The sequence below is a fragment of the Streptomyces sp. NBC_01237 genome (assembly GCF_035917275.1).
In the GTDB taxonomy this organism is placed as follows: Bacteria; Actinomycetota; Actinomycetes; order Streptomycetales; family Streptomycetaceae; genus Streptomyces.
In genome coordinates this window covers 2564843-2589655 of sequence record NZ_CP108508.1, presented here as the reverse complement: position 1 = coordinate 2589655, position 24813 = coordinate 2564843, and the positions used below count along the sequence as shown (strand labels likewise).

Annotated in this window: 21 protein-coding genes; 12 read left to right on the top strand and 9 right to left on the bottom strand. The window is 70.2% G+C overall.

All coding sequences use genetic code 11. The features are described from left to right. The first annotated feature begins 85 nt into the window (after window positions 1–85). Complete coding sequence (locus tag OG251_RS11520) at window positions 86–547, top strand: MerR family transcriptional regulator (RefSeq protein WP_326677075.1); 462 nt, start codon at window positions 86–88, stop codon at window positions 545–547. After that, window positions 547–1560 carry an aldo/keto reductase gene (locus tag OG251_RS11515; protein WP_326677074.1) on the top strand — a complete coding sequence of 338 codons (1014 nt, stop codon included), beginning with the start codon at window positions 547–549 and terminating at the stop codon, window positions 1558–1560. Before OG251_RS11520 ends, OG251_RS11515 begins: the two co-directional genes overlap by 1 nt. 119 nt (window positions 1561–1679) lie before the next feature. Here the strand turns inward: OG251_RS11515 and OG251_RS11510 are convergent, their stop codons facing one another. The 7 genes from OG251_RS11510 to OG251_RS11480 form a co-directional block, all read right to left on the bottom strand. Continuing rightward, window positions 1680–2888 (bottom strand): acyltransferase family protein, encoded by a 1209-nt coding sequence (locus tag OG251_RS11510; RefSeq protein WP_326677073.1) that lies wholly within the window; start codon window positions 2886–2888, stop codon window positions 1680–1682. Further along, window positions 2885–3928: an alpha/beta hydrolase gene (locus OG251_RS11505; protein WP_326677072.1), complete on the bottom strand. Its 1044-nt coding sequence runs from the start codon at window positions 3926–3928 to the stop codon at window positions 2885–2887. Before OG251_RS11505 ends, OG251_RS11510 begins: the two co-directional genes overlap by 4 nt. Before the next feature lie 137 nt (window positions 3929–4065). Continuing rightward, the gene (locus OG251_RS11500) at window positions 4066–4755 is read right to left on the bottom strand and encodes a response regulator (protein WP_266807212.1); all 690 of its coding nucleotides are present in this window, start codon (window positions 4753–4755) and stop codon (window positions 4066–4068) included. Continuing rightward, entirely contained in the window at window positions 4752–6104 is a 1353-nt protein-coding gene (locus tag OG251_RS11495; protein WP_326677071.1) for a sensor histidine kinase, read from the bottom strand. Before OG251_RS11495 ends, OG251_RS11500 begins: the two co-directional genes overlap by 4 nt. A 138-nt stretch (window positions 6105–6242) precedes the next feature. Further along, on the bottom strand, window positions 6243–7211 hold the full coding sequence (locus OG251_RS11490; protein WP_326677070.1) for a DUF4429 domain-containing protein: 969 nt from the start codon (window positions 7209–7211) through the stop codon (window positions 6243–6245). Between the two features lie 86 nt (window positions 7212–7297). After that, the gene (locus OG251_RS11485) at window positions 7298–8509 is read right to left on the bottom strand and encodes an alpha/beta hydrolase (protein ID WP_326677069.1); all 1212 of its coding nucleotides are present in this window, start codon (window positions 8507–8509) and stop codon (window positions 7298–7300) included. A gap of 270 nt (window positions 8510–8779) precedes the next feature. Then, complete coding sequence (locus OG251_RS11480) at window positions 8780–9466, bottom strand: TetR family transcriptional regulator (protein ID WP_326677068.1); 687 nt, start codon at window positions 9464–9466, stop codon at window positions 8780–8782. A 238-nt stretch (window positions 9467–9704) separates the two neighbouring features. On the opposite strand from OG251_RS11480, the gene OG251_RS11475 reads away from it, so the two are divergent. Both OG251_RS11475 and OG251_RS11470 read left to right on the top strand, forming a co-directional pair. Beyond that, window positions 9705–11192, top strand: a complete 1488-nt coding sequence (locus OG251_RS11475; protein WP_385896245.1) for an MFS transporter — start codon at window positions 9705–9707, stop codon at window positions 11190–11192. Between the two features lie 175 nt (window positions 11193–11367). Beyond that, the gene (locus OG251_RS11470) at window positions 11368–11781 is read left to right on the top strand and encodes a peptidase inhibitor family I36 protein (RefSeq protein ID WP_326677066.1); all 414 of its coding nucleotides are present in this window, start codon (window positions 11368–11370) and stop codon (window positions 11779–11781) included. A gap of 69 nt (window positions 11782–11850) precedes the next feature. Here the strand turns inward: OG251_RS11470 and aceE are convergent, their stop codons facing one another. Further along, complete coding sequence (gene aceE / locus OG251_RS11465) at window positions 11851–14592, bottom strand: pyruvate dehydrogenase (acetyl-transferring), homodimeric type (RefSeq protein WP_326677065.1); 2742 nt, start codon at window positions 14590–14592, stop codon at window positions 11851–11853. A gap of 482 nt (window positions 14593–15074) precedes the next feature. On the opposite strand from aceE, the gene OG251_RS11460 reads away from it, so the two are divergent. From OG251_RS11460 to OG251_RS11435, 6 genes are all read left to right on the top strand, one after another. Continuing rightward, entirely contained in the window at window positions 15075–15512 is a 438-nt protein-coding gene (locus OG251_RS11460; RefSeq protein ID WP_073724713.1) for a DUF3052 domain-containing protein, read from the top strand. Window positions 15513–15659: 147 nt separating this feature from the next. Next, a complete protein-coding gene (locus OG251_RS11455) occupies window positions 15660–16118 on the top strand; it encodes a peroxiredoxin (RefSeq protein ID WP_326677064.1) in 459 nt (152 codons plus the stop codon). 135 nt (window positions 16119–16253) lie between these two features. Further along, window positions 16254–16829, top strand: a complete 576-nt coding sequence (locus OG251_RS11450) for a TerD family protein (protein WP_326677063.1) — start codon at window positions 16254–16256, stop codon at window positions 16827–16829. A gap of 168 nt (window positions 16830–16997) precedes the next feature. Next, window positions 16998–17573, top strand: coding sequence for a TerD family protein (locus OG251_RS11445; RefSeq protein ID WP_326677062.1), 576 nt, complete (start codon window positions 16998–17000; stop codon window positions 17571–17573). Between the two features lie 70 nt (window positions 17574–17643). Then, complete coding sequence (locus tag OG251_RS11440; protein WP_326677061.1) at window positions 17644–18795, top strand: DUF475 domain-containing protein; 1152 nt, start codon at window positions 17644–17646, stop codon at window positions 18793–18795. Window positions 18796–18975: 180 nt separating this feature from the next. Then, the gene (locus tag OG251_RS11435; protein WP_326677060.1) at window positions 18976–19710 is read left to right on the top strand and encodes a TerD family protein; all 735 of its coding nucleotides are present in this window, start codon (window positions 18976–18978) and stop codon (window positions 19708–19710) included. 209 nt (window positions 19711–19919) lie between these two features. Here the strand turns inward: OG251_RS11435 and OG251_RS11430 are convergent, their stop codons facing one another. Then, window positions 19920–20798 (bottom strand): TerD family protein, encoded by an 879-nt coding sequence (locus OG251_RS11430; protein WP_326677059.1) that lies wholly within the window; start codon window positions 20796–20798, stop codon window positions 19920–19922. Between the two features lie 212 nt (window positions 20799–21010). On the opposite strand from OG251_RS11430, the gene OG251_RS11425 reads away from it, so the two are divergent. Together OG251_RS11425 and OG251_RS11420 are read left to right on the top strand one after the other, a co-directional pair. Beyond that, window positions 21011–22174 (top strand): HpcH/HpaI aldolase/citrate lyase family protein, encoded by a 1164-nt coding sequence (locus OG251_RS11425; RefSeq protein WP_326677058.1) that lies wholly within the window; start codon window positions 21011–21013, stop codon window positions 22172–22174. A gap of 10 nt (window positions 22175–22184) precedes the next feature. Further along, window positions 22185–24752 carry a phosphoribosyltransferase gene (locus tag OG251_RS11420; protein WP_326677057.1) on the top strand — a complete coding sequence of 856 codons (2568 nt, stop codon included), beginning with the start codon at window positions 22185–22187 and terminating at the stop codon, window positions 24750–24752. Window positions 24753–24813 lie beyond the last annotated feature (61 nt).

Sequence of the window (24813 nt, the reverse complement as noted above, 5' to 3'; positions counted from 1 at the left end):
AATTCCGGTGCGCGGACGACGGTACGCGGCTTCTTCGCGGATTCCGCTTGCTTGGAGTGCACTCCAAGGTTCTAGCGTGGAGGTCATGACGGTGATGGAGAGCACTTCGGTACGGACGGACGCCTGCGCGGCCGCTCCTCGGGCGCATCCGCGTCCCGAGGGGCAGGACCGCTACACCATCAGCGAGGTCGTCGCGTTCACCGGGCTCACCGCGCACACCCTGCGCTGGTACGAGCGGATCGGGCTGATGTCGCACGTCGACCGTTCGCACACGGGGCAGCGCCGGTTCAGCAACCGCGATCTGGACTGGCTGTCCTTCGTCGGCAAGCTGCGGCTGACGGGGATGCCGGTCGCCGACATGGTCAGGTACGCCGAGCTGCTGCGCGAGGGCGAGCACACCTTCGAGGAACGGCAGGAACTGCTGGAGGCGACCCGCCGCGACGTGACGACGCGGATCGCGGAACTCCAGGACACGCTCGCCGTCCTCGATCACAAGATCGACTTCTATGCGGGCGCCCGCCGGGCGCCGGAAAGGCCCTGTGCCTGATGACTGACAACAAGATCGCCACCACGGAGCTGGGCAAGGGCGGACCGCGGGTCGGTGTGCAGGGACTCGGCTGCATGGGCATCAGCGAGTTCTACGGGGACACCGACGAGACCGCCGCACGGGACACCCTGGAAGCGGCGCTGGAGGTGGGCGTCACCCTCTTCGACACCGCCGATGTGTACGGGCGCGGGGCCAACGAGGAATTCCTCGCACCGTTCGTCGGCGCGCACCGCGACGAGATCACCCTGGCCACCAAGTTCGCCATAGAGCGTACCGACGACCCGCACTACCGCGGGGTGCGCAATGACCCCGCGTACATCCGGCAGGCCGTCGAGGACAGCCTCCGCAGGCTGAACACCGACGTCATCGACCTCTACTACATGCACCGCCGCGACCCGCTCGTGCCGCTGGCCGAATCGGTCGGGGCGATGGCCGAGCTGGTCCGCGAGGGCAAGGTCAAGCAGCTGGGACTGAGCGAGGTGACCGGTCCGGAGCTGCGCGAGGCGCACGCCGTGCACCCGATCGCCGCCCTCCAGTCCGAGTGGTCGATCTTCAGCCGGGACGTGGAGAACAGCGCGGCCGGAGCGGCGGTCGAGCTCGGGGTGACCTTCGTGCCGTACTCACCGCTCGGCCGCGGCTTTTTGACCGGGGCGTTCAGCGACGCGGGCAAGGACCTGTCGGAGAGCGACTTCCGCAAGCACCAGCCGCGCTTCACCGGCGAGAACGCCCGGAAGAACGCCGCGCTGCTGGAGCCCGTGCACAAGATCGCCGCGGCGCACGGGGCGACGCCCGCGCAGGTGGCCCTCGCCTGGGTGCAGCAGCGCGCCGGGGTGTACGGCCTGGCCGTGGTCCCGATCCCGGGGACCCGCAAGCGCAGCCGCCTGCTGGAGAACGTCGCGGCGACCCGGCTCACCCTGACTCCCGAGGAGCTGGCCGTGCTGGAGCCGATCGCCGGGCAGGTGGCGGGGGACCGCTACCCCGACATGAGCAGCACGTCGGCGGCCCGCGAGTAGTACGGGAACGGGGCGCGCGGGGATCGCCGGGGCCGCCCCGCCCCGGCGCGAACACCGAGCGCCCTTCCCCGCCCTCACACCCGCCCCGGCGCGAACACCGAGCACGCTCTGCCCCGCCCTCACGCGAGCCCCAGCGCGAACACCGCGAACCCCGCCGCGAGCAGTCCCGCCGTAGCGCGGCGGGCGTTCGCGGCGCGGGTGCCCGCCTTCCAGGGCTCCTCGAAGCGGCGCGCGTACCGGGCGATCAGCACCAGCAGCCCGGCGAACAGCGGCATCCAGGCCAGCCGGGCCAGAATCCAGCCGAGTGAGTCGGGACCGGTCGTCAGCCCCGGCACGGCACCGGCGAACGACGCCGGGACGGCCGCGGCGAGCATCGCCGTCTGGTGCCAGCACAGGATCGTCATCGCCGACAGGTTGATCACGACGACCGGCGCCCACACCAGCGGCTTGCGCAGCAGCCGGCCGATCCGGTCCCGCAGCAGGATCGCCGCACCGCTCTGCGCGGCGGCCAGTGCCAGGACCAGCAGCGACGGCGGATGCGAGTTGGTGCGCGCCTCACCCGGTACGCCGACCATCGACGCCGGGTAGTGGAAGACGAGCAGCAGCACGGCGAACAGCACACCGCCGCCGACGAGCAGGACACGCGCGCCCCGCTTCCCGATCCGACCCTCGCCCCACGAGACACCGAGCTGATACGCGAAGAGCCAGCCCGGCAGGATGTTCAGCACGCTCAGCCAGGACGGGACGGCCTCCGCGAACGGCCCGTAGCGCAGGAAGTCCACGACGGCGACCGACGCCAGCAGCGGCAGGGCGGCCCAGCCGCCCAGCTTCTTCGCGACCCTTATGCACAGCGGGGTGAGGGCCGTGACCACGGTGTACACCCCGACGAACCAGAGCGGCTGGATCACCAGCGTCGACCCCGTACGCAGTGTGTCGCCGGGCACGCCCAGCGCGTACAGCACCGGGATCAGGACCGCCCAGACGGCGGTCACCCCCAGCACCGGCCTGCCCAGCCGGGCCAGCCGGCCGCGCAGCCAGGCACCGGTCGTGGACTTCCGGCGGCGGTAGGAGAGCACCGAGGCGTACCCGCCGACCAGGAAGAAGATGCCGAGCATCTGGAGCACCCAGCTGACCGGGGCGAAGAACCCGAAGGCGGAGAGCGGGCTCGCGTTGTGCAGGGCGCCGCCGCCGTCGAGCGTGAACCCGCCGAGCAGCCAGTGGCCGGTCGGGACGGCGAGCAGGGCCAGGGCCCGCAGCCCGTCGACGGCCCGGTCGCGATGGGCGGGGGTGCGGGCGTCGATCCGTGCCGCGAGCTGCTTGACGCTCATCGTCCGGCCCCTTCCGCGATGGCGGCGAAGGCGCGGAGCGAGTCCGTCCCGGGCACGAAGTAGCCGGTGTGTCCCTCGGCCTCCCGCGCGGGGACGCGGCGGGCCCCGAAGTGCGGATCGGCCGGGTCGTTGCCGTGTCCCAGACCGGCGAACCGTACGTTCGGCACCTCGTCGATCCAGTCGGTGGCGTCCTTCGCCGCCCAGACCCGGGCCCGGGTGTGCAGATCGCCGACGTTGTCGGCGCGCATGCCGGGGGAGCCGAGCACCACCAGGTCGGTGGCGCGCAGCCGGGGCGCGGCGAGGCCGCAGACGACGGAGCCGTAGCTGTGGCAGAACACCGCGGGCTCGGGCAGCGCGTCGGCCGTCAGCCCGGCGGTGAACCGGGCCAGCCGGACCGCCCCGGCCTCGGCCAGATCACCGGTCGCGGCGTCGAGACCGACGCCCACGGGGGTGGTGTATCCGGCCCAGGCGATGACCGCGCTGCCCGGACCGCTCTGCGCGTACAGCGACTTCGCCATGCCGGCCGGAGTGCCGTACACATCGTCTCTCCGGTCGAAGGTCCCGGCGTCGATGTCCGAACCGGGGACCACGACGGACACCCGGCGCGCGGACCTCAGCTCCCCGAACACCTCGGCGACCTGACCCCGGCCGCGCGGGTCGAACGCGAGGATCTGCCGCCCCGGCGCGGCGAGACTCCGGTACCGGAGTTCGTGACCGGCCTTCAGGGACAGGGCGTTGGCGCGGTAGCGCAGCTCGACCGGAGCGCCGTCGAGATTGCCGACGACCAGCGGGTGGCGTACCACCAGCATCTGCTGCTGCTCGGCGCTCAACCCCCGGAAGAACTCCGCCACTTCGGCCGGAGTGGCCCGCCCCGGATCGGGCAGCGTCCGCCCCAGCGCATGGTCCGCCCGCCAGGAGGCGCTGCCCGGCGGTGGCCCGGTCAGCGCCTGTTGCGCGTCCCCCGACACCCACCCGGCGGTCCCGGCCACCACCGTGGTCGCCAGTGCGACCGCGACCAGGGTCCTCGCGTATCGACGCATCTCGCCCTCCCTCTCCGGCTGTCGTACGCCGATCGGCGCGACGGAGAGGAAGGTAGGAAGAGGACGGGGGGAAGAGCGTCACACCGGGGAGCCAAGTGCGAGGTGATACCGGGGTAGGGGGTGTATGACCCGGGGCGCTACGCCCCCGTGTCCCCCGGCGCCACCAGCCCCGACTCGTACGCGAAGATCACCGCCTGCGCCCGGTCCCGCAGATCCAGCTTGGCCAGCACCCGGCCGATGTGCGTCTTCACCGTCTGCTCGGCCAGCACCAGCCGCCCCGCGATCTCCTGGTTGGACAGCCCCCGCGCGATCAGCTCCAGCACCTCGCTCTCGCGCGGCGTGAGCCCGTTCAGCCGCAGCGCGGGCCCGCTGCGGGCCGCCCCGGACGGCCGCTGAGCCGCGAAGTCCGCGATCAGGCGACGGGTCACGGACGGCGCCAGCAACGCGTCCCCCGCCGCCACCACCCGTACCGCCGAGATCAGGTCCGCCGGCGGGGCGTCCTTCAGCAGGAACCCGGACGCGCCGGCGCGCAGCGCCTCGTACACGTAGTCGTCCACGTCGAAGGTGGTGAGCATCAGCACCTTCGGCCGGTGCACCACGCCCACCGGCGGGTTCAACAGCTCACGTGCCGCCGCCAGTCCGTCCATCTCGGGCATCCGGACATCCATCAGCACCACATCGGGATGCTGGTTCCGGCTCACCTCGACGCCCCGGCGCCCGTCCGGCGCCTCGCCCACCACGTCGATGTCGCTCTGCGCCGACAGCAGCGCCGCGAACCCTGCCCGCACCATGGCCTGGTCGTCGACGATGATCACGCGGATGGTCAAGAGTCCTCCGAAGTCGGGTGGGCGGACGGAGCCGGCCGGGCCGACGTGGTTTCGGCCGGTGGCAGCGGCATCCGGGCGGCCACCCGGAAACCCCCGTCGGGCAGCGGGCCCGTGTCCAGGGATCCGCCGGTCAACCGTACGCGCTCGCGCATCCCGACCAGCCCGTGCCCGGTCCCCGTCGTCTCCAGCGGCGAACGGGTCAGTTCGGCCGGGCTGTTGACGACCAGCACCGTCAGATGGCCCGCGCCCGCCGTGATGGACACCTGGGTCCGCGCCCCCGGCGCGTGCCGGATCACATTGGCCAGCGCCTCCTGCACGATGCGGTACGCCGACAGATCCACCGCCGACGGCACCTCGCCGAGATCCGCCGCCAGCGACAGCTCGGCCGGCACCCCCGCCCGCACCGTCGCCTCCACCAGCTGCTGCACACGGTCGATGCCGGGCTGCGGCGCCCGGTCGCCCTCCGTGCCGTCACTGCGCAGCACCGACAGCAGCCGCCGCATCTCGCCCAGCGACTCCCGCGCACCGGCCGCGATGGCCGTGAACTCCTCGCGCGCCTCGTCCGACAGACCGCTGATCCGGTACGGGGCTGAGTCGGCCTGCACCGTGATCACCGACATGTGGTGCGCCACCACGTCGTGCAGCTCGCGGGCGATCCGGGTCCGCTCCTCCAGCAGCGTGCGCTGCGCCCGCTCGGTCTCGTTGATGGTCTCCTGCTCGGCGAGCCGGCGCTGTGCCTCGGCCCGTTCCCGTACCGCGGTCCCGATCACCAGCACCACCGCGCCGAGGATGAACAGCAGCAGCGCGCTGCCGTTGCTGCGCTCGGGCGCGACCAGATGCAGCACCAGACCGGCGGTGCCCGTCAGCAGCCAGACACCGATCACGGTCCGCCGGGTCTCGCGCAGACCGATCGCCAGCAGCAGGAACAGATAGCCGACGATCACCGGCGGGGTCCACGGCCAGATGTCGTACTTCTCGACCGGCTTCGACAGGAGGACGAGCGCGCCGAGGATGTCGGCGGGAAAGACGATCCACCAGGCATGGAGGGGCCGGTGCGCCAGCATCAGCAGCGGGGCGGCCTGGGCGACGGCCAGGGCCCCGGCCATACCTCCCGTCAGACCGTACTGCGCGGTCAGGACGTTGATGGTGACCGGGACGAAGGTGGCGACGAGCGCGATCACCACCGCGTACGGAAGCAGCCGCTGCCACCGTTTCGGGGCACCGGCCAGGAGCGGAGTGGGCGGATGGGACGCGTGGGACAGCCCGTGGGCGAGCTCGCGCAGATTGCGGCGGGCGGCGCTCAGCGGACCATCGGCGGGCGGCGGCGGCCCGGCGGGGGAAGTGGACATGGCCCGATCAGCCTAGGCAGGACGGCTGCCCACGGCGTCATACCCGGGTGTCGAACCGCCCGCCGCCCGTCATACCCGGGTACGGGGTGCGGGGACGGGGGTGCGGGGCCGCGGGTGGGACCGCGCTCCCCGCGCTCCCTACAGCTCCGCCAGCAGTTGCGCCTTCTTCGCGCTGTACTCGTGGTCGGTCACCAGACCGGCCTGATGCAGCTCCCCGAGGTGCCGTATCCGCTCGGCGATGTCCGCCGGATCGCGCCGCCCGGCGCCCACCAGGACCGGGGCGGGCCCGTCCGGCGCGGGCTGGGTCCTGCGCACGGACTCCAGTACGGCTGCGGCGAAGGGCAGTGACTCGTGCACCGGCCCGTAGCCGAGGCCGAAGAGCACCGCCGCCGGGTCCTGGTCCGCCCGTGCCGGGTGTCCGGTGTCGGGGCGGGCGGCCCCGGGGACCGAGGACGCCGGGGCGACGGGACCGGCCGGTCCGTGCGGGTCGCCGGGACGGCCGCCCGCGCCGCCGGTCACCGCCACCGCCGTACGGGGCACGAGGCGCAGATAGCCTTCGAGCGCCTCGGGCGAACGCCATTCGACCCCGCACAGTTCGGCCACCGGGAACGTCTGGTCGCCCGCCTTCCACTTGGCGCTGGAGGCACCGGTCCACGACCACCGGAAGGAGATCCGCTCCCCGTCGAAGCTGGCTCTGCCGTCGTACGCCTTGAAGTGCATCGGCGCCTCGGGAGCGGTGACCAGGAACCGGTCGGCGGGTATGCCGTCATCGGGTCCCAGCAGGGCGCGCAGCTCGTCCGCGTAGTACTCGGCGAGCACCTCCCGTTCCGCCGGAAGCACCAGGCGGTACGGGTCGCACCCGTCCTTCAGCTGTCCCGCGGCAGCCTCGACAAGCGGATCGGCACCCGGTCTCGGCACCGCGTGAAGAACCACCGTGCCCCGCTTGCCGGGGGTAAGCGTCACCGACGCCAACGCCGCATACGGGATGCGGCGTTCACGCAGGCTCTGGAAGAGCTTCGGCGTGCGGATACCCCGTTCGAAGCGGATGAGCACGGAGTCGGTGTCGAACTCCCAGGTGGCATGAATTCCGGCCAGCACATCACCCATGTGCCTCATCGTATGTGGCACAGGCCCGTACGTCCCCCCTCGGCGTAAGTCGCAATTCATCGGACAGCCACCGCGCTCTACGCGCGTCAGGTGTCCTGCTCGCCGGAAATACCGCTGTGGCAGGCGCTGTCGGCCCCCGCACAGCTGACCGAACCGTACGCGCCCACACCGATCGCGGCGAAGTTGCTCAGGCTTTCGGTGCCCGGCTCGAAATAGCCGCTGTGGCCGATCGCGTCGCCCGCCGACACGATCCGCGCCCCGAAGTCCGGGTCGACCGGGTCGGCCCCGTGACCGATCCCGCCGACCGCCAGGTACGGCACGTCCTGGATCCAGTCGTCGCGGTCCCGCATCGCCCACACCCTGGCGTCGGTGTCCAGCTGCTCGGCGCTGTCGGCCCGCATGCCGGGGCTGCCCGCGACAGCGATGTCGGACACCCTCGCCGGCACCTTGTGGGCGGCGACCCCGCACAGCACGGAGCCGTAGCTGTGGCAGAAGAGCGAGACGGCCGAGGTGCCCGGCAGCGCGCTCACCATGGCGTTCAGCCGGACCGCCCCGACCGCCGCGAGCCGGCCGAGGGCGGCGTCCATGCCGATGCCCGCGGGGGCGGTGTAGTCGGCCCAGGCGATGACGGCGGTAGGGGTGCCGGGGCGGGCGGCGCGCTCGGCCCCGTACAGCGACCGAGCCATGCCGACCGGCGCCGAGTACGTGCGTCCGGCGGACCGCTCCAGCGTCAGCAGATTGGTGTCGACGCCCGGCACCACGACGGAGACCCGGGAGGCCCGGTCGAGATCGCCGAAGACCTCGGCGGCACGGCCCTTCCCGGACGGATCGAAGGCCAGGATCTGCCGGTTCTTCGCGAGCATCGACCGGAAGCGCTCCAGCCGGTGCACCGCCTCGCCCCGGCCGTCCGGGGAGAGCGTGCTGTCGTGGGTCCGGGCGGACTCCACGGACTGCGCCTGCTTCAGGGCCAGCCGGTTGGCGTGGTAGCGCAGGGTGACCGGGGCGCCGTTCAGATTTCCCACGACCAGGGGGTACTTGTCCGCGAGCGCCACCTGCTGTCCGGTGGTCAGCGTGGCGAAGAAGTGGGCCAGCCGGTAGGGCGGCGCGGTGACGTCCGGCAGCGCGTGACCCGCTATGCGGTCCCGCGCCCACGAGGCGAGGGCGATCTCGCGCGGCTCGTCGGAGCGTTGCTGGCGGACGGCGGTCCAGCCCGTGGTCGCCAGCATCACGAACACGACCGCGACGGCGAGCAGCGCGCGCCAGGCGGTCAACGTGGGGGAGGAGTCGAAGGAAGTCACTGCCCCACACATTAGGAGACGTGCGACGACCGCCGTTACGAGGGTGACGCACATCACTGGGCTACGAGGAATCGACGCCGGATTCCTGACGCTCCGTAGGCGACTCGCGTACGCTCCGGCGCGCTCCGGGGCCCGTCGACCCGTGCTCATGTCCGATGCGCGCACCGGCGTGTGAGTGGGTGTGAGGTCGGCCACGGCGGAGGCCGAGAGCTGCGGCACGGACGGACCGGCCGGGCGTGCGCGGGTGGACGGCGCCGCGGCTCAGGGGCCTCAGGACGGGAGGGCGTCCCGCGCGTCGAGGGGTGCTTTGCGGCGCCAGTCGTCCGCGAGGGCCGGGCCGAGCTGGTCCAGGTACACCTCGGTCAGTGAGCGCAGGGAATTCAGGCTCGGGTCCCGGCCCTGACCCCACAGCTGCCCGGCCACCCGCATCACCCCGCAGAACGCCGCCACGGCGACCCGAGGCCGCGGGTCGGTCGCCAGGTCGAGCCCTTCCCGGTCCGCGATCAGGCGGGCGATCTGCTCCTCCAGGTCGATGCCCCGCCGCATATGGGCGGCAAGCAGGGACGGGGTCGACTCGATCAGCTGGTAGATCCGCACATGGAGGTCGACCGTGACGACTTCCTCCATGCACTCGCCGATACTGTTCCAGGCGCACAGCACGGCACGGCGCATTGCCTCGAAAGGGGCCTCCGCGGCCGGGCGTTGACGCAGCTCCGACAGGAAGCGGGACTCCACCATCTCCTGGACGGCGAAGGCGGTGTCCTCCTTGCTCGCGAAGTAGCGGAAGAAGGTGCGCTGGGAGACCTCGACCGCGTCGACGATCTCGTCGACGGTGGTCCGCTCGTATCCCTGGGTGATGAAAAGATCGAAGGCGGCGTGCAGCAGGGCGTCGCGGGTGCGCTGTTTCTTGCGTTCGCGCAGCCCTGCCGGGTGCTCGCCGCGCTGCCCGTCGGTCACTTACCGGTCCTCTTTTCGACGCTTTGTCCAGCTCAGCTTACCTGTGAGCTACGTGACAGTTACTGTCTTGTGAAATGGTTTGTCAACTGTCAGTGACTGTCACTAGTCTCCCCGTATGACTAGTCAGACCACCGTCGAGAAGGCTTCGCGGGAGCCGGAAGACACGCTCGTTCCCGCACCGGCCAAGGGGCTGCGCGGCCATCCCTGGCTGACGCTCTTCGCCGTGGCCATCGGCGTGATGATGGTCGCGCTCGACGGCACGATCGTCGCGATCGCCAACCCCGCCATCCAGAAGGACCTCGGCGCCTCGCTCGCCGACGTCCAGTGGATCACCAACGGATACATGCTCGCCCTCGCGGTCTCCCTGATCACCGCGGGCAAACTCGGTGACCGGTTCGGCCACCGCCAGACCTTCCTCATAGGTGTCGTGGGCTTCGCCGCGGCATCCGGGGCCATCGGCCTCTCCGACAGCGTGGCCCTGGTGATCGTGTTCCGGGTGCTCCAGGGTCTCTTCGGCGCCCTGCTGATGCCGGCCGCGCTCGGCCTGCTGCGCGCCACCTTCCCGGCCGAGAAGCTGAACATGGCGATCGGCATCTGGGGCATGGTGATCGGCGCCTCGACCGCGGGCGGTCCGATCCTCGGCGGCGTGCTCGTGGAGCACGTCAGCTGGCAGTCCGTCTTCTTCATCAACGTGCCGGTCGGTGTGATCGCCGTCGTCCTCGGCATCGTGATCCTCAGGGACCACCGCGCCGAGAACGCCCCGCGCTCGTTCGACATCGGCGGCATCGTCCTGCTGTCCCAGGCGATGTTCTGTCTGATCTGGGCCCTGATCAAGGGCGCGGAATGGGGCTGGGGCGACTACAAGACGCTCGGCTTCCTCGGCGCCGCCGTGGTCCTGTTCTTCGTCTTCGCGCTCTCCCAGAAGAACGTGCGCGAGCCGCTGATCCCGCTGGCGATGTTCAAGTCCCTCCCGCTGTCCGCGGGTGTGGTCCTCATGGTGCTGATGGCCTTCTCCTTCATGGGCGGGCTGTTCTTCGTCACCTTCTACCTCCAGAACGTGCACGGCATGAGCCCGGTCGACAGCGGGCTCCACCTGCTGCCGCTGACCGCGATGATGATCGTCGCGTCGCCCGTCGCGGGTGCTCTGATCACCAAGTTCGGCCCACGCGTCCCGCTCGTCGGCGGCATGGTCTGCACCGCGATCGCCTGCTTCGGGATGTCCCAGCTGACCATCGGCACCGGCACCCTGACCATGTCGATCTGGTTCGCCCTGCTCGGCCTCGGCCTCGCGCCGGTCATGGTCGGCGCCACCGAGGTCATCGTGGGCAACGCCCCGATGGAGCTCTCCGGTGTCGCGGGCGGTCTCCAGCAGGCCGGCATGCAGGTCGGCGGCAGCCTCGGTACGGCGGTGCTGGGTGCCGTCATGGCCTCCCAGGTCGACTCCAAGCTCGCCGACAACTGGGCGGCGGCGGAACTTCCGCCGGTCTCCGGCGAGAAGCTGGAGCAGGCGTCCTCGGCCGTCGAGGTCGGCATGCCGCCGATCGCGCCGGGCACCCCGCCGGAGATCGCGGCGAAGATCGCGGGCGTCGCCCATGACACGTTCGTGTCGGGCATGAGCACCGCGTTCATGGTCTCGGGCATCGTCGCGGTGATCGCGGCGCTGGTCGCCATGCTCACCAAGCGCGGTGCGAACGCCGAGGCGGGCGCCGGAGTCGGCCACATCTGACCCCGCCCCCCGACGGCGCGCGAGCGTCAACACAGCGCGAACGACAGCCCCGCCGGACCCTCCGGCGGGGCTGTCGCCTATCAGGGTGATCCGGCCCCGGCCCCCTTCCCCGGGCCTTGCTCCGCAGGTCAGGGTGCGATCAGAAGATCCGCACGACAACGGGGGTTGATCCATCATGCGTACGACCGTTCTCGCCGCCGCGGCCCTGGCCGTCACCGCACTCGTTCCACAGGCCGCCGCCCTGATCCCGGCCGGAGCCGGAGCGGCACCCGGGGCCGGCACCGCACCGAAGGCCGCCGGAGTCCGGCTCGGCACCTGCGGGGCGGGTCAGCTCTGCCTCTGGAAGAAGCCCGACTTCACCGGCGCCCGGCAGACCCATGAACTGTCCGCCGTCGACATCGAGAGCTGCGTCCCGCTGCCCCCGGGCAGCGAAGCCCAGGCGCTCGCCAACCGCACCGGGCGCCCCGTCACGACCTACCAGTCGGCGGAGTGCGCGGAGACGGGCGAGTTCGAGACGTACCCCGGCGGCGGCACCTGGGTGCCCCGCTCCCCGTACCAGGTCAGGGCCTTCAAGATCTGGGAGAACTGACGCGAGGGCGGCCGGACACGCCGAAGGGCGGCGGGGCCACCGGCCCCGCCGCCCTTCAGGTCCCCGTGCCTACGCGTCGCCGCCCGCCGCACCCGGATCGGCCGAGGCCACATCCAGGAGCTCGTAGCGGTCGACCGCCGTCTTCAGCGCCGAACGGTCCACCTTCCCGTCCTTCGCCAGCTCGGTGAGCACCGCGAGAACGATCGACTGCGCGTCGATGTGGAAGAACCTGCGCGCCGCCCCACGGGTGTCGGCGAAGCCGAAACCGTCCGCACCCAGCGACTGGTACGCACCGGGCACCCAGCGCGCGATCTGGTCCGGCACCGAACGCATCCAGTCCGACACCGCCACGAACGGCCCCTCGGAGCCGGAGAGCTTCCGCGTCACGTACGGGACGCGCTGCTCCTCCTCCGGGTGCAGCAGGTTGTACCGCTCCACGTCCACGGCCTCGCGGCGCAGCTCGTTCCAGGAGGTCGCCGACCAGACGTCCGCCCTGACGTTCCACTCGTCGGCGAGGATCCGCTGCGCCTCGACCGCCCACGGGACCGCCACACCGGACGCCATGATCTGGGCCGGGATCTGGCCCTTCTCGCCGCTCCGGTAGCGGTACACGCCCTTGAGGATGCCGTCGACATCCACGTTCTCGGGCTCGGCCGGGTGCTGGATCGGCTCGTTGTACACGGTCAGGTAGTAGAAGACGTCCTCGTTCTCCTCGGGCGTCCCGCCGTACATCCGCCGCAGACCGTCCTGGACGATGTGCGCGATCTCGTACCCGAAGGCCGGGTCGTAGGCGACACAGCCCGGGTTCGTCGAGGCGAGCAGCTGCGAGTGGCCGTCCGCGTGCTGGAGACCCTCACCGGTCAGCGTGGTGCGGCCGGCCGTGGCGCCCAGCACGAAGCCGCGCGCGAGCTGGTCGGCCATCTGCCAGAACTGGTCACCGGTGCGCTGGAAACCGAACATCGAGTAGAAGACGTACACCGGGATCAGCGGTTCGCCGTGCGTGGCGTACGCCGAACCCGCGGCGATCAGCGACGCCGTACAGCCCGCCTCGGAGATGCCGTCGTGCAGCATCTGCCCGGTCGGCGACTCCTTGTACGCGAGCAGCAGATCGCGGTCCACCGCCTCGTACTGCTGACCGAGCGGGTTGTAGATCTTCGCGCTCGGGAAGAACGCGTCCATGCCGAAGGTGCGGTACTCGTCGGGCGCGATCAGCACGAAACGCTTGCCGATCTCCTTGTCCCGCATGAGTTCCTTCAGGATGCGGACGAACGCCATGGTCGTGGCGATCGACTGCTGACCCGAACCCTTCTTCGCGGGTGCGTACGTCTTGTCCTCGGGCAGGACCAGCGGCTTCGCCCGCACGACACGGGTCGGGACATAGCCGCCCAGACCCTGCCGGCGGTCGTGCATGTACTGGATCTCTTCCGAGTCGCGGCCCGGGTGGTAGTACGGCGGGTAGCCCTCGTCCAGCTGCTTGTCCGTGATCGGGATGTGCAGCCGGTCACGGAAGCGCTTGAGGTCCTCGACCGTGAGCTTCTTCATCTGGTGGGTCGCGTTGCGGCCCTCGAAGTTCGGCCCCAGCGTCCAGCCCTTGACCGTCTGCGCGAGGATCACGGTCGGCTGGCCCTTGTGGGCCTTGGCCGCCGCGTACGCCGCGTAGACCTTCCGGTGGTCGTGGCCGCCGCGCCCCAGGTGCAGGATCTGCTGGTCCGACATGTCCTTGACCATGTCGCGCAGCCGCGGGTCGTCACCGAAGAAGTGGTCGCGGATGTACGCGCCGGTCTCGGTGGCGTACGTCTGGAACTGCCCGTCCGGCGTGGTGTTCAGCTTGTTGACCAGGATGCCCGTGCGGTCCTGCGCGAGCAGCGGGTCCCAGGAGCGGTCCCAGACGAGCTTGATGACGTTCCAGCCGGCCCCGCGGAACTGCGACTCCAGCTCCTGGATGATCTTGCCGTTGCCGCGCACCGGCCCGTCGAGCCGCTGAAGGTTGCAGTTCACGACGAAGGTCAGGTTGTCCAGGCCCTCACGGGCGGCGATGGAGAGCTGGCCGAGCGACTCGGGCTCGTCCATCTCGCCGTCACCCAGATAGGCCCAGACGTGCGAATCGGAGGTGTCGGCGATGCCGCGCGCCTCCATGTAGCGGTTCATCCGCGCCTGGTAGATCGCACCGAGCGGGCCCAGGCCCATGGAGACGGTCGGGAACTCCCAGAAGTCCGGCATCAGCCGCGGGTGCGGGTAGCTGGACAGGCCGTTCGGCGCCTTCGACTTCTCCTGGCGGAACGCGTCGAGCTGGGTCTCGCTCAGCCGGTCGAGCAGGAACGCGCGGGCGTAGATACCGGGGGACGCGTGCCCCTGGAAGAAGATCTGGTCGCCGCCGTCGCCCCCGTCCTTGCCGCGGAAGAAGTGGTTGAAGCCCACGTCGTACAGCGAGGCGGAGGAGGCGAAGGTGGCGATGTGACCGCCGACCCCGATCCCGGGACGCTGGGCGCGCGACACCATCACGGCCGCGTTCCAGCGGGTCGCGTTCAGGACCTTGCGCTCGATCTCCTCGTCGCCGGGGAAGAACGGCTCGTCCTTCGTGGCGATCGTGTTCACGTAGTCCGTACTGCGCATCTCCGGCACGGCGACACGCTTCTCGCGCGCGCGCTCGATGAGGCGGAGCATCAGATAGCGGGCCCGCTCACGGCCTCGCTCGTCGACGGCGGCGTCGAGAGAGTCGAGCCATTCCTGGGTTTCCTCGGGATCGAAGTCCGGGACCTGGCTCGGAAGGCCGCCAATGATGATCGGGTTGCGATCGGATCCGGAAGCCACGCTGTTCCTTCGCTGTTCGGTGCTGCTCTACGGGGCCTGGTTACGGGGAACGGACCCCCGGACGGCTGCTGTGCGCCGCCTCCATCGTGTACCGCGAGGGCGTAAACGTCATCTCTACCGCGGGGTAACCGTCAGGTGGTGAAATCTCACGTCCGGGGCACGAGTAGGGGCAGCACACGGATGGGTCGGGCCAAACCGCAACCATACGCCCAAGCCGTCCAAGCGTTCCCAAAGGCTGTTCGACTCCTAATGGCGGATCGAAACGGCATAAGCTGAGGAAGGACGTATACGGACTGGGCGGCATCGAAGGCCCTGCGGGAGACCCGCCGGACGTAGCGGCGACGTGGCAGGGAACGTCACCGTTTAGGCGGTCTCGCACGCTGGGTACTTGCGCGATTCGCCGAGCCCGTGTGGACTACGGCCAATGCCCCGCGCACGCGCGTGGCTGAAGCATTTTCCGAAACATGATCAGGAGGCATCCCGTGAGCGCGACCGCGGACCACGCGGAGGAACGGACCAACCCGGCAGCACGCCTGGGGTTCGAACCCGGACAGGTGGTCCAGGAGATCGGCTACGACGACGACGTCGAGCTGGAGCTCCGTGAGGGCATTGAGGCCACTACCGGCCAGGATCTCGTCGACGAGGACTACGAGGACGTCGCCGACGTCGTCCTGCTCTGGTTCCGTGACGAGGACGGCGACCTTACGGACGCGCTGGTGGATGCCATCGGTCTGCTCGAGGACGGCGGTACGGTCTGGCTGATGACGCCGAAGACCGGCCGTGACGGATACGTCGAACCGAGTGACATCAATGAGGCTGCCCAGACAGCCGGTCTCGCCCAGACCAAGAGCATCAGCGCGGGCAAGGACTGGACGGGCAGCCGTCTCGTCACCCCCAAGGGGGCCAAGGCCAAGCGCTGAACCTCTCTCTCACCACCCGGGGCCCCCGACGGCATCACGCCGCCGGGGGCCTTCGTACGTGTCGGCGTACCGCCCATGCGTAGGCTGGTGACCACCCGGACGGGCCAGTCCGGGCGAAGCGGTGAAGTAGCGAAGGGACGCGTTTCCATGGCGATCGAGGTCGGCACCCAGGCCCCGGATTTCGAGCTCAAGGACAACCACGGCCGCACCGTGAGGCTCTCGGACTTCCGGGGCGAGAAGAACGTGGTGCTGCTGTTCTACCCGTTCGCCTTCACCGGCGTCTGCACGGGCGAGCTGTGCGCGCTCCGTGACGAGCTGCCGCAGTTCGAGAACGACGACACACAGCTGCTCGCCGTCTCCAACGACTCCATCCACACCCTGCGGGTCTTCGCCGAGCAGGAGGGCCTGGAGTACCCGCTGGTCTCCGACTTCTGGCCGCACGGGGCGACCTCGCGGGCGTACGGCGTCTTCGACGAGGACAAGGGCTGCGCGGTGCGCGGCACCTTCATCATCGACAAGGAGGGCGTCGTCCGCTGGACCGTCGTCAACGGTCTGCCCGACGCGCGGGACCTGAAGGACTACATCGCGGCGCTCGCGGCGATCTGATCCCGGATTCGCACCGCCCGGCCAAAAGCCTGTTTTGGCCGGGAACCGGTCACTAGGATCCATTCGTTGATCCGATGCCAACGCACTACGGGGACGCTGGTGTCTGCCGGCCCCTGAAAACCTATGGGAGGACTCGTGGGAGTCAGCCTCAGCAAGGGCGGCAACGTCTCGCTGACCAAGGCCGCGCCCAACCTGACCGCGGTCATCGTCGGTCTGGGCTGGGATGCCCGTACCACCACCGGTGGTGATTTCGACCTCGACGCCAGCGCGCTGCTGACGAACGCCGAGGGCAAGGTCGGAAACGACGGGAATTTCGTTTTCTTCAACAACCTCAAGAGCCCCGACGGTTCCGTCGAGCACACCGGTGACAACACCACCGGTGAGGGCGAGGGTGACGACGAGGTCGTCAAGGTGAACCTGGCGGGCGTTCCCGCCGATGTGGAGAAGATCGTCTTCCCGGTCTCGATCTACGAGGCCGAGAGCCGCCAGCAGAGCTTCGGCCAGGTGCGCAACGCGTACATCCGCGTGGTCAACCAGGCGGACAACAGCGAGCTGGCGCGCTACGACCTGAGCGAGGACGCCTCGACGGAGACCGCCATGGTCTTCGGCGAGCTGTACCGCAACGGTGCGGAGTGGAAGTTCCGCGCCATCGGTCAGGGGTACGCCTCGGGGCTGCGCGGCATCGCGCAGGACTTCGGCGTCAACGTCTGACCGGCACCCGGTGACGGCTCCGCCGAGGCGCTGAGCCGCACCCGCACGTCCCCGTCCGGCGCCGCACCCCGCGTGCGGCGCCGGACGCGCTCACCAGGGCGCTCACGCGCTCGTGTCCGGGCGTCCGAGCGTCCGGCGACACCGTCCAACGACTCGGGGAGGACACACATGGGCGTCACGCTCGCCAAGGGAGGCAATGTCTCCCTCTCCAAGGCCGCTCCCAACCTCACCCAGGTGCTGATCGGGCTCGGCTGGGACGCACGATCCACCACCGGAGCCGACTTCGACCTCGACGCCAGCGCCCTGCTGTGCCAGTCGGGGCGGGTGCTCGGTGACGAGTGGTTCGTGTTCTACAACAACCTCACCAGCCCGGACGGCTCCGTGGAGCACACCGGTGACAACCTCACGGGTGAGGGTGAAGGCGACGACGAGTCGGTCATCGTGCACCTCGACCAGGTGCCGGACCACTGCGACAAGATTCTCTTCCCCGTCTCGATCCATGAAGCGGACAATCGCGGCCAGACGTTCGGCCAGGTCAGCAATGCCTTCATCCGTGTGGTGAATCAGGCCGACGGCCAGGAACTGGCGCGCTACGACCTCAGCGAGGACGCCTCGACGGAGACCGCGATGATCTTCGGTGAGCTCTACCGGTACAACGGCGAGTGGAAATTCCGTGCAGTGGGGCAGGGGTACGCGTCGGGGCTGCGAGGTATCGCTCTAGACTTCGGGGTCAACGTTTCGTAAAGCCGCGCACGGCGCGGGGGAGCCCCGTACTCACCGGGGGAGACCCTTACATAACACGATGGGGTAGCCAGTGGTTCTGAAAACCTTCGGCTGGTCGTTCGCGGTCACCGCGGTCGGCCTGGTCGCAGCGGCGTTCTACGGGGGGTGGCAGGCATTCGGCATTGTGGCGATCCTGTCGGTCCTGGAGATCTCGCTGTCCTTCGACAACGCGGTGATCAACGCCGGAATCCTGAAGAAGATGAATGCCTTCTGGCAGAAGATCTTCCTCACGGTGGGTGTACTCATCGCGGTCTTCGGTATGCGACTGGTCTTCCCCGTCGTGATCGTGGCCATCAGTGCACAGCTCGGTCCGATCGAGGCGATCGATCTTTCCTTCAACGACCCTGACAGGTACAAGGAACTGGTCACGGACGCGCATCCGTCGATCGCCGCCTTCGGCGGAATGTTCCTGCTCATGATCTTCCTCGACTTCATCTTCGAGGACCGTGACATCCAGTGGCTGCGCTGGATCGAGCGCCCGCTCGCCAAGCTCGGCAAGGTCGACATGCTGTCGGTCTGCATCGCGCTGATCGTGCTGCTGATCACGGCGCTGACGTTCGCGACCCACGCCCACCAGCACGGCGGCGGGCACGCGGACAAGGCGTCGACCGTCATGCTCTCCGGTATCGCCGGTCTGATCACGTACCTCGTGGTCGGCGGGCTCTCCAGCTTCTTCGAGAACAAGCTCGAAGAGGAGGAGGAGCGCGAGCACGAGGCCGAGGAAGAGGCCAAGAAGTCGGGCAAGCCCGTCTCCGCGATCGGCCTCGCGGGCAAGGCCGCGTTCTTCATGTTCCTCTACCTGGAGGTTCTGGACGCGTCCTTCTCCTTCGACGGTGTCATCGGCGCCTTCGCCATCACCAACGAGATCGTGCTGATGGCCCTCGGCCTCGGTATCGGTGCCATGTACGTCCGTTCGCTCACCGTCTACCTGGTCCGCGAGGGCACGCTGGACGACTACGTCTACCTGGAGCACGGCGCCCACTACGCCATCGGCGCGCTGGCCGCCATCCTGCTCGTCACCATCCAGTACGAGATCAACGAGTTCATCACCGGCTCCGTCGGCGTCGTACTGATCGGCTGGTCCTTCTGGTCCTCGGTCCGCCGCAACAAGGCGATCGCCGCGGCCGGCGGCGACGGGGGCGGCAGCCCGGGATCCAAGGCGGAAGTCTCCTCCGGGGTGTGACCCGGTAGGTATTGAGGAACGCTCTCTGCGGGGCGGCCCACACGGCGACGGCTCTCCGGTAGGACCCGGACCCGGCCCGGTGGCCGCCCCGCAGTGATGTGTCCCGCGCCGATGCGCGGGACAGCGCGGTACATGCGGGTGGGGTCGGGATACCGGTCGCGAAAACAGGTGGGGGTTGGAATGGGCTTCTTCGACGGCCTGTGGCCGGGGCGAGCGGCACAGTTCGAGGCGGGCAGTTCCGCGACGAGTTCGATCGTGCTCTCCAAACGGAACGCCACGGTCTCGCTGAACAAACAGGGCGCGCTCTCCGGCAATCTCCGGGTCAATCTGTCCTGGCGGATGCGGAGCTCGGACATCTCGGGCGGGTCGCGCGGCAGCGGCTCGCTGCTGCGCCCGTTCAAGCTCTTCAAGCCCGAGGTGGTCCAGGCGCACACCCAGGGCATGGTCAACGTCGACCTGGACCTCGGCTGCATGTACGAACTCCAGGACGGCACCAAGGGAGTCGTGCAGCCGCTGGGCAACCTGATCGGTGATCTGAACGGCCCGCCGTACATCCGGCTCAGCGGCGACGACCGCTTCGGCGCGCCGTCGGGGGAGACGGTCTACGTCAATCTCGACCAGCGCGACCAGATCAAGCGGCTGCTGTTCTTCTGCTACATCTACGACCAGACGCCGGCGTTCGACCGTACGCACGCCAAGGTGACGCTCTACCCGGGCAACGGCCCGCGCATCGAGATCGAGCTGGACGAGCGCGCCCCGCAGGCCCGCTCCTGCGCTGTGTTCACCGTGGAGAACATCAAGGACGAGCTCATCGTGCGGCGCGAGGTGAAATTCGTCTACGGCTTCCAGTCGGAGCTGGACCGGATGTACGGCTACGGGATGCAGTGGGGGCGCGGCTACAAGACCCGGGCCTGAGAGCGGGCGGCCCACCGGCCGGACCGGGCCCCGGGGCCCGGCGGCCCAAGGGCTGTCCCGTCATCCCTGGCGGGCGCACGACGACAGCTACGGCACCTCGCGGCGTTGTCGGAACGCCCGAGTACATCCCGTGTGCGGACGTCCCTCCGCCGTGCGACGCACCGCATCCGACGCCGTGCGCTGATCCACCAGGGATGACGGGACAGCCCTCAGGAACGGACGAACTGCGGGCCCTGCGGGGGCAGCACGAAGTGCGGGTCCGGCGCGAAGGCGGCGGCCGCCGCGGGCTGCGGATAGCCGTATGTGGGCGGCGCGGAGACGGGTTGCGGGTAGCCGTAGGCGGGCGGCGCCGACGTCGGCTGCGGGTAGCCGTAGCCGGGGGGCGCCGCCGTGGGCTGCGGATAGCCGTACGCGGGCTGCTGGTGCTGGACCGTGGCCTGCGAGTCCGCGGCGAGCGGGTGGGCCGGGAGCGGCCCCTGTGCGGCCTCCTCCTGCGCCTGCGCCGCGGCCCGCGCTTCCGCCTGAGCCTCTGCCTCCGACTCGTCGACCGAGATCCCGAAGGCGGTGGCGAGCCCGATCAGACCCGTCGGATAGCCCTGTCCGACCGCCCGGAACTTCCAGCCGTCCCCGCGCCGGTAGAGCTCGCCGCAGATGATCGCGGTCTCCTCACCCGTCTCCGCCCGGATGTCGAAGACGGCCATCGGCTCACCGTCCGCGAGCGCGGCGTCGAACAGCAGTATCCGCAGGTCCCGGACCTGCTGGAAGGGCGCGCCGTCGGAGGAAGCGGCGATGACCACCTGGTCCACCGAGGGATCGAGCGCGGCCAGATCCGCCTCGATCGTGTCGGTCAGCCCTTCGGCGACGCTGCGCTTCGGCAGCCGTCGCACCAGACCGGAGGGGTGGCGGGGCTGGTTGTAGAAGACGAAGTCCTCATCGGAGCGCACACGGCCGGAGGCGCCCAGCAGCAGGGCGGAGGCATCCACATCCGGAACGTCGGCCCCCGGGGTCCAGCGCAGCACGGCCCGTACGGCCATGGCGTCGAGGGGGACGTTCGAGCCCTTCAGCATCGCGTGCGTCATGCCCGTCATCCTGCCTGCTGGCCGCCCGTGCGGACAACGCGGGGGGCGCGACGGACAGGTCCGGCGAAGCCCGGGGGAGGCGTGACCATACCGCGCGGAGGGAGTGGGCAATGGGCGGGTAACCGGAAATTCATGCACATGGGGAACTGTTGACACCCGTCCGTACGTACTATTACCGGCCATACGTTTGTCCAGCCGGTCAGGCAGTTCGGGGGAAACTCATGCGTCATTTCGGGCATATCTCGCCCGCTGCCCGAGAGGGCCTGTTCTTCCAGGAGCCGTGCGAATTCCACGCGAGCTCGTCCGCCCGGCTGCTGTCGGTCGCCCTGGGGGCCACCCTCTATTCTCCGGCCACCCGGCCGAACCTCGCCGAGGACGTGATCAAACAGGCGGGGCTCGGAGTCGTCTCCATGGTGCTCTGCCTGGAGGACTCGATCAACGACGCCGAGGTGGTCGAGGCCGAGGCGAACCTGGTCAGACAGTTCACGGAGCTCGCCGAGCGGCCCGACCAGGTCCCGCTGCTCTTCATTCGGGTCCGCGAGCCCGGCCAGATCAACGACCTGGTCGACCGGCTCGGCCCCGCGGTCCGGATGTTGTCCGGATTCGTACTACCGAAATTCACGGAGGAGCGGGGCACGCTCTTCCTGGAAGCACTCGCCGACGCGGAAACGGCCTGCGGGCAAAGGCTCTTCGCCATGCCGGTTCTCGAATCGCCGGAGCTCCTCCATCTGGAGACCCGGAGCGAAACCCTGCACGGAATCGCCCGCTCCGTGGACAAGTACCGCGACCGTGTCCTCGCGCTGCGGCTCGGCGTCACCGACTTCTGCTCGGCCTACGGTCTGCGCCGGGCACCCGACATGACGGCGTACGACGTCCAGATCGTCGGTGCCGTCATCGGCGATGTCGTCAACGTCCTGGGCAGGGCGGACGGGACGGGCTTCACGATCACCGGACCGGTGTGGGAGTACTTCCGTCTCCAGGAACGCATGTTCAAACCGCAGCTGCGCCGCAGCCCCTTCCTGGAGGGCCGGGCGGAGGAACTGCGTACCGCGCTCATCGAGCACGACCTGGACGGCCTGCTGCGGGAGATCGGGCTCGACCGGGCCAACGGGCTGCTCGGCAAGACCTGCATCCACCCGTCGCACGTGGCCCCCGTGCACGCACTGTCGGTGGTCAGTCACGAGGAGTTCAGTGACGCCGAGGACATCCTGCGACCGGAACGCGACGGCGGCGGTGTACTGCGCTCCGCGTACACGAACAAGATGAACGAAGTGAAGCCGCACCGGGCCTGGGCCGAGCGCACGCTCCTGCGGGCCGAGGTCTTCGGTGTGGCGAGGGAAGACGTCGGCTTCGTGGAACTGCTGGCCGCCGGCCTGGCGAACTGAGCGCGTATCGATGAGCGAGCGCGCGACGAGAGAAGAGACCGTGGACGTGGTGTGGTCGGGCAGCTGGGTTGCCGAGCGACTGGGAGTGGAGCTGACCGGCGACGGGGAGCTCCGGGACATGCTGGGCCTCGCCCTGCGCCGCAACCCCAAGCGGGCGCATCTGCTCGTGTCGAACGTGCTCGGCAAGCATGTGCCGCAGCGGCCCTCGGTGGTGTACGGCGCCGGGTTCGAGCTGGGCGAGCGGGTACGGGCGCTCCTGGGTGACAGCGAGGCCGCACGCGCGGTCGTCCTCGGCTACGCCGAAACGGCCACCGGCCTCGGCCACGCCGTCGCGGACGGGCTCGGATCGGCCCCGTATCTGCACTCGACGCGACGCCCGGTGGCGGGCGTCGCCAGGGCGGGCGGCTTCGAGGAGTCCCACTCGCACGCCACGTCGCACCTGCTGCTGCCGGAGGACGGGGCGCTGCTGGCGGGCCCCGGCAGTGACGGCGCCCCCGCGCCGCTGGTCCTGGTCGACGACGAGTTCTCCACCGGCAACACTGTGCTCAACACCATGCGCATGCTCCATGAGCTGTATCCCCGCGAGCGGTACGTCGTGGTGGCCCTGGTGGACATGCGCTCGGAGCGGGACCGCGGCCGGCTGGACGAGTTCGCCGCCGAGACCGGTGCCCGCGTCGACCTGGTGGCGCGTGGCGCGGGGACGGTCGGCCTGCCGGACGGCGTACTGGAGCGGGGCCGGGCACTGGTCGCCGCGCAGGAGGCGGAACAGGAGGCGCGGGAGTCGGGTCGGGCGGCCCCGGAGTCCGGCCGCCCGCCGGTGGAACCGGCGACCGTCTGCACCCGTATACCACTGGGCTGGCCGGCCGGCGTCCCCGACGGCGGCCGGCACGGCTTCACCCCCGCCCACCGGGCGCTCCTGGAACCGGCACTGCCGGGCATGGCCGCCCGGATCGCCGACGCGCTGGGCGACGCCCGCCGCGTACTGGTCCTCGGCTTCGAGGAGCTGATGTACGCGCCGCTGCGCCTCGGCACCGCGCTGGAGGCCCTCACCGACGCCGACGTGCGGTACTCGACCACCACCCGCTCACCCGTCCTGGCCGTCGACGACCCCGGCTACGCGATACGCAGCCGACTGGTCTTCCCGGCCCACGACAACCCGGCCGACGGCCCCGGCGACCGGTACGCCTACAACGTGGCGGGCGCCGGTTTCGACGCGGTCGTGGCCGTCGTCGACTCCACCGCGGACACCCCCGAACTGCACGCCCCGGACGGTCTGCTGGCCCGGCTCGGCGCGCACACCGGCAGGGTCCTGCTCGCGGTCGTCCCCTCGTACACCCCGGCGCCCGCCCCGGACGCCGAACCCGCGTCCGCCCCCGCCGCCGAACCCGTCCCCTCGCACGGCTCCTCGCACGCCTCCGACCGGCAGGAACCCCGCATGCTGCCCGAGCCCCTCCGCGGCCCCGACTTCTCCTCCTACGCGGCCGACGATGTCGGCTGGCTGCTCCAGGACCTCTCGGACACGGAGCTGGAAGCACCGACCGAGGAGCGCGAGGAGGCGATACAGAGCGGTGGCGCGCACTACGCCGAGTCGCTGCCCGTGGAGTACCAGCCCAGCGCCGAGTACCAGGCCCTGTTCCAGGCGGCCCTGGACACCTCGGCCGCACGCATCGCCCGAGCCGTCGGGACCGTCACCGAAACCGTCCTCGCCGAGCGCGGCCCGCGCCCGGTGCTGGTCTCCCTGGCCCGTGCCGGCACCCCCGTCGGCGTACTGATGCGCCGCTGGGCCCAGCACCGGCACGGCCTCGACCTGCCGCACTACGCCGTCTCCATCGTGCGCGGGCGGGGCATCGACGCCAACGCCCTGCGCTGGCTGGCCGCCCACCACGACCCGGCCGACATCGTGTTCGTCGACGGCTGGACCGGAAAGGGTGCCATCACGCGCGAACTGGCCGTGGCACTGGCCGGGTTCGAGGGGTTCAACCCCGAGATCGCGGTGCTGGCCGACCCGGGCGGCTGTGTGCGTACGTACGGCACGCGCGAGGACTTCCTCATTCCGTCCGCGTGCCTCAACTCCACGGTCTCCGGTCTGATCTCCCGTACCGTCCTGCGCGCCGACCTGGTCGGCCCCGAGGACTTCCACGGGGCGAAGTTCTACCGGGAGCTGGCCGGCGCGGATGTGTCCGGCCACTTCCTGGACACGGTCGCCGCCCGCTTCGACGAGGTCGTGGACGGCGTCGACGCCGAGGTCAAGGAGCTGCTGACCGCCGACCGGGCACCCACCTGGGAGGGCTGGGCCGCCGTCGAGCGGATCAGCGAGGAGTACGGCATCCATGACGTCAACCTGGTCAAGCCGGGTGTCGGCGAGACCACGCGCGTCCTGCTGCGCCGGGTCCCGTGGAAGATCCTCGCCCAGCGGGGCGCGGGCGCGGACCTCGAACACATCCGGCTGCTGGCCGCTCAGCGCGGCGTCCCGGTCGAAGAGGTCGACGAACTCCCGTACACCTGCGTGGGTCTGATCCACCCGCAGTTCACCAGGGGCGCGACGGGCGCGGACGGCAAGGCGGTGACGGAGAAGTGATCTCCACCGGGACGCCGACCGGGGCCTCCGCCGCGACCTCCACCGGGGACGGCGCGGTGAC

What these genes read in the sequence shown, in the direction of transcription:
- OG251_RS11470 (WP_326677066.1), top strand. Translation starts at nt 11,368, where the DNA reads ATGCGTACGACCGTTCTCGCCGCCGCGGCCCTGGCCGTCACCGCACTC.
- OG251_RS11520 (WP_326677075.1), top strand. Translation starts at nt 86, where the DNA reads ATGACGGTGATGGAGAGCACTTCGGTACGGACGGACGCCTGCGCGGCC.
- OG251_RS11490 (WP_326677070.1), bottom strand. Translation starts at nt 7,211, where the DNA reads ATGGGTGATGTGCTGGCCGGAATTCATGCCACCTGGGAGTTCGACACC.
- OG251_RS11430 (WP_326677059.1), bottom strand. Translation starts at nt 20,798, where the DNA reads ATGACGGGCATGACGCACGCGATGCTGAAGGGCTCGAACGTCCCCCTC.
- OG251_RS11495 (WP_326677071.1), bottom strand. Translation starts at nt 6,104, where the DNA reads ATGTCCACTTCCCCCGCCGGGCCGCCGCCGCCCGCCGATGGTCCGCTG.
- OG251_RS11455 (WP_326677064.1), top strand. Translation starts at nt 15,660, where the DNA reads ATGGCGATCGAGGTCGGCACCCAGGCCCCGGATTTCGAGCTCAAGGAC.
- OG251_RS11445 (WP_326677062.1), top strand. Translation starts at nt 16,998, where the DNA reads ATGGGCGTCACGCTCGCCAAGGGAGGCAATGTCTCCCTCTCCAAGGCC.
- OG251_RS11505 (WP_326677072.1), bottom strand. Translation starts at nt 3,928, where the DNA reads ATGCGTCGATACGCGAGGACCCTGGTCGCGGTCGCACTGGCGACCACG.
- OG251_RS11515 (WP_326677074.1), top strand. Translation starts at nt 547, where the DNA reads ATGACTGACAACAAGATCGCCACCACGGAGCTGGGCAAGGGCGGACCG.
- OG251_RS11420 (WP_326677057.1), top strand. Translation starts at nt 22,185, where the DNA reads ATGAGCGAGCGCGCGACGAGAGAAGAGACCGTGGACGTGGTGTGGTCG.
- OG251_RS11435 (WP_326677060.1), top strand. Translation starts at nt 18,976, where the DNA reads ATGGGCTTCTTCGACGGCCTGTGGCCGGGGCGAGCGGCACAGTTCGAG.
- OG251_RS11475 (WP_385896245.1), top strand. Translation starts at nt 9,705, where the DNA reads ATGATGGTCGCGCTCGACGGCACGATCGTCGCGATCGCCAACCCCGCC.
- OG251_RS11510 (WP_326677073.1), bottom strand. Translation starts at nt 2,888, where the DNA reads ATGAGCGTCAAGCAGCTCGCGGCACGGATCGACGCCCGCACCCCCGCC.
- OG251_RS11425 (WP_326677058.1), top strand. Translation starts at nt 21,011, where the DNA reads ATGCGTCATTTCGGGCATATCTCGCCCGCTGCCCGAGAGGGCCTGTTC.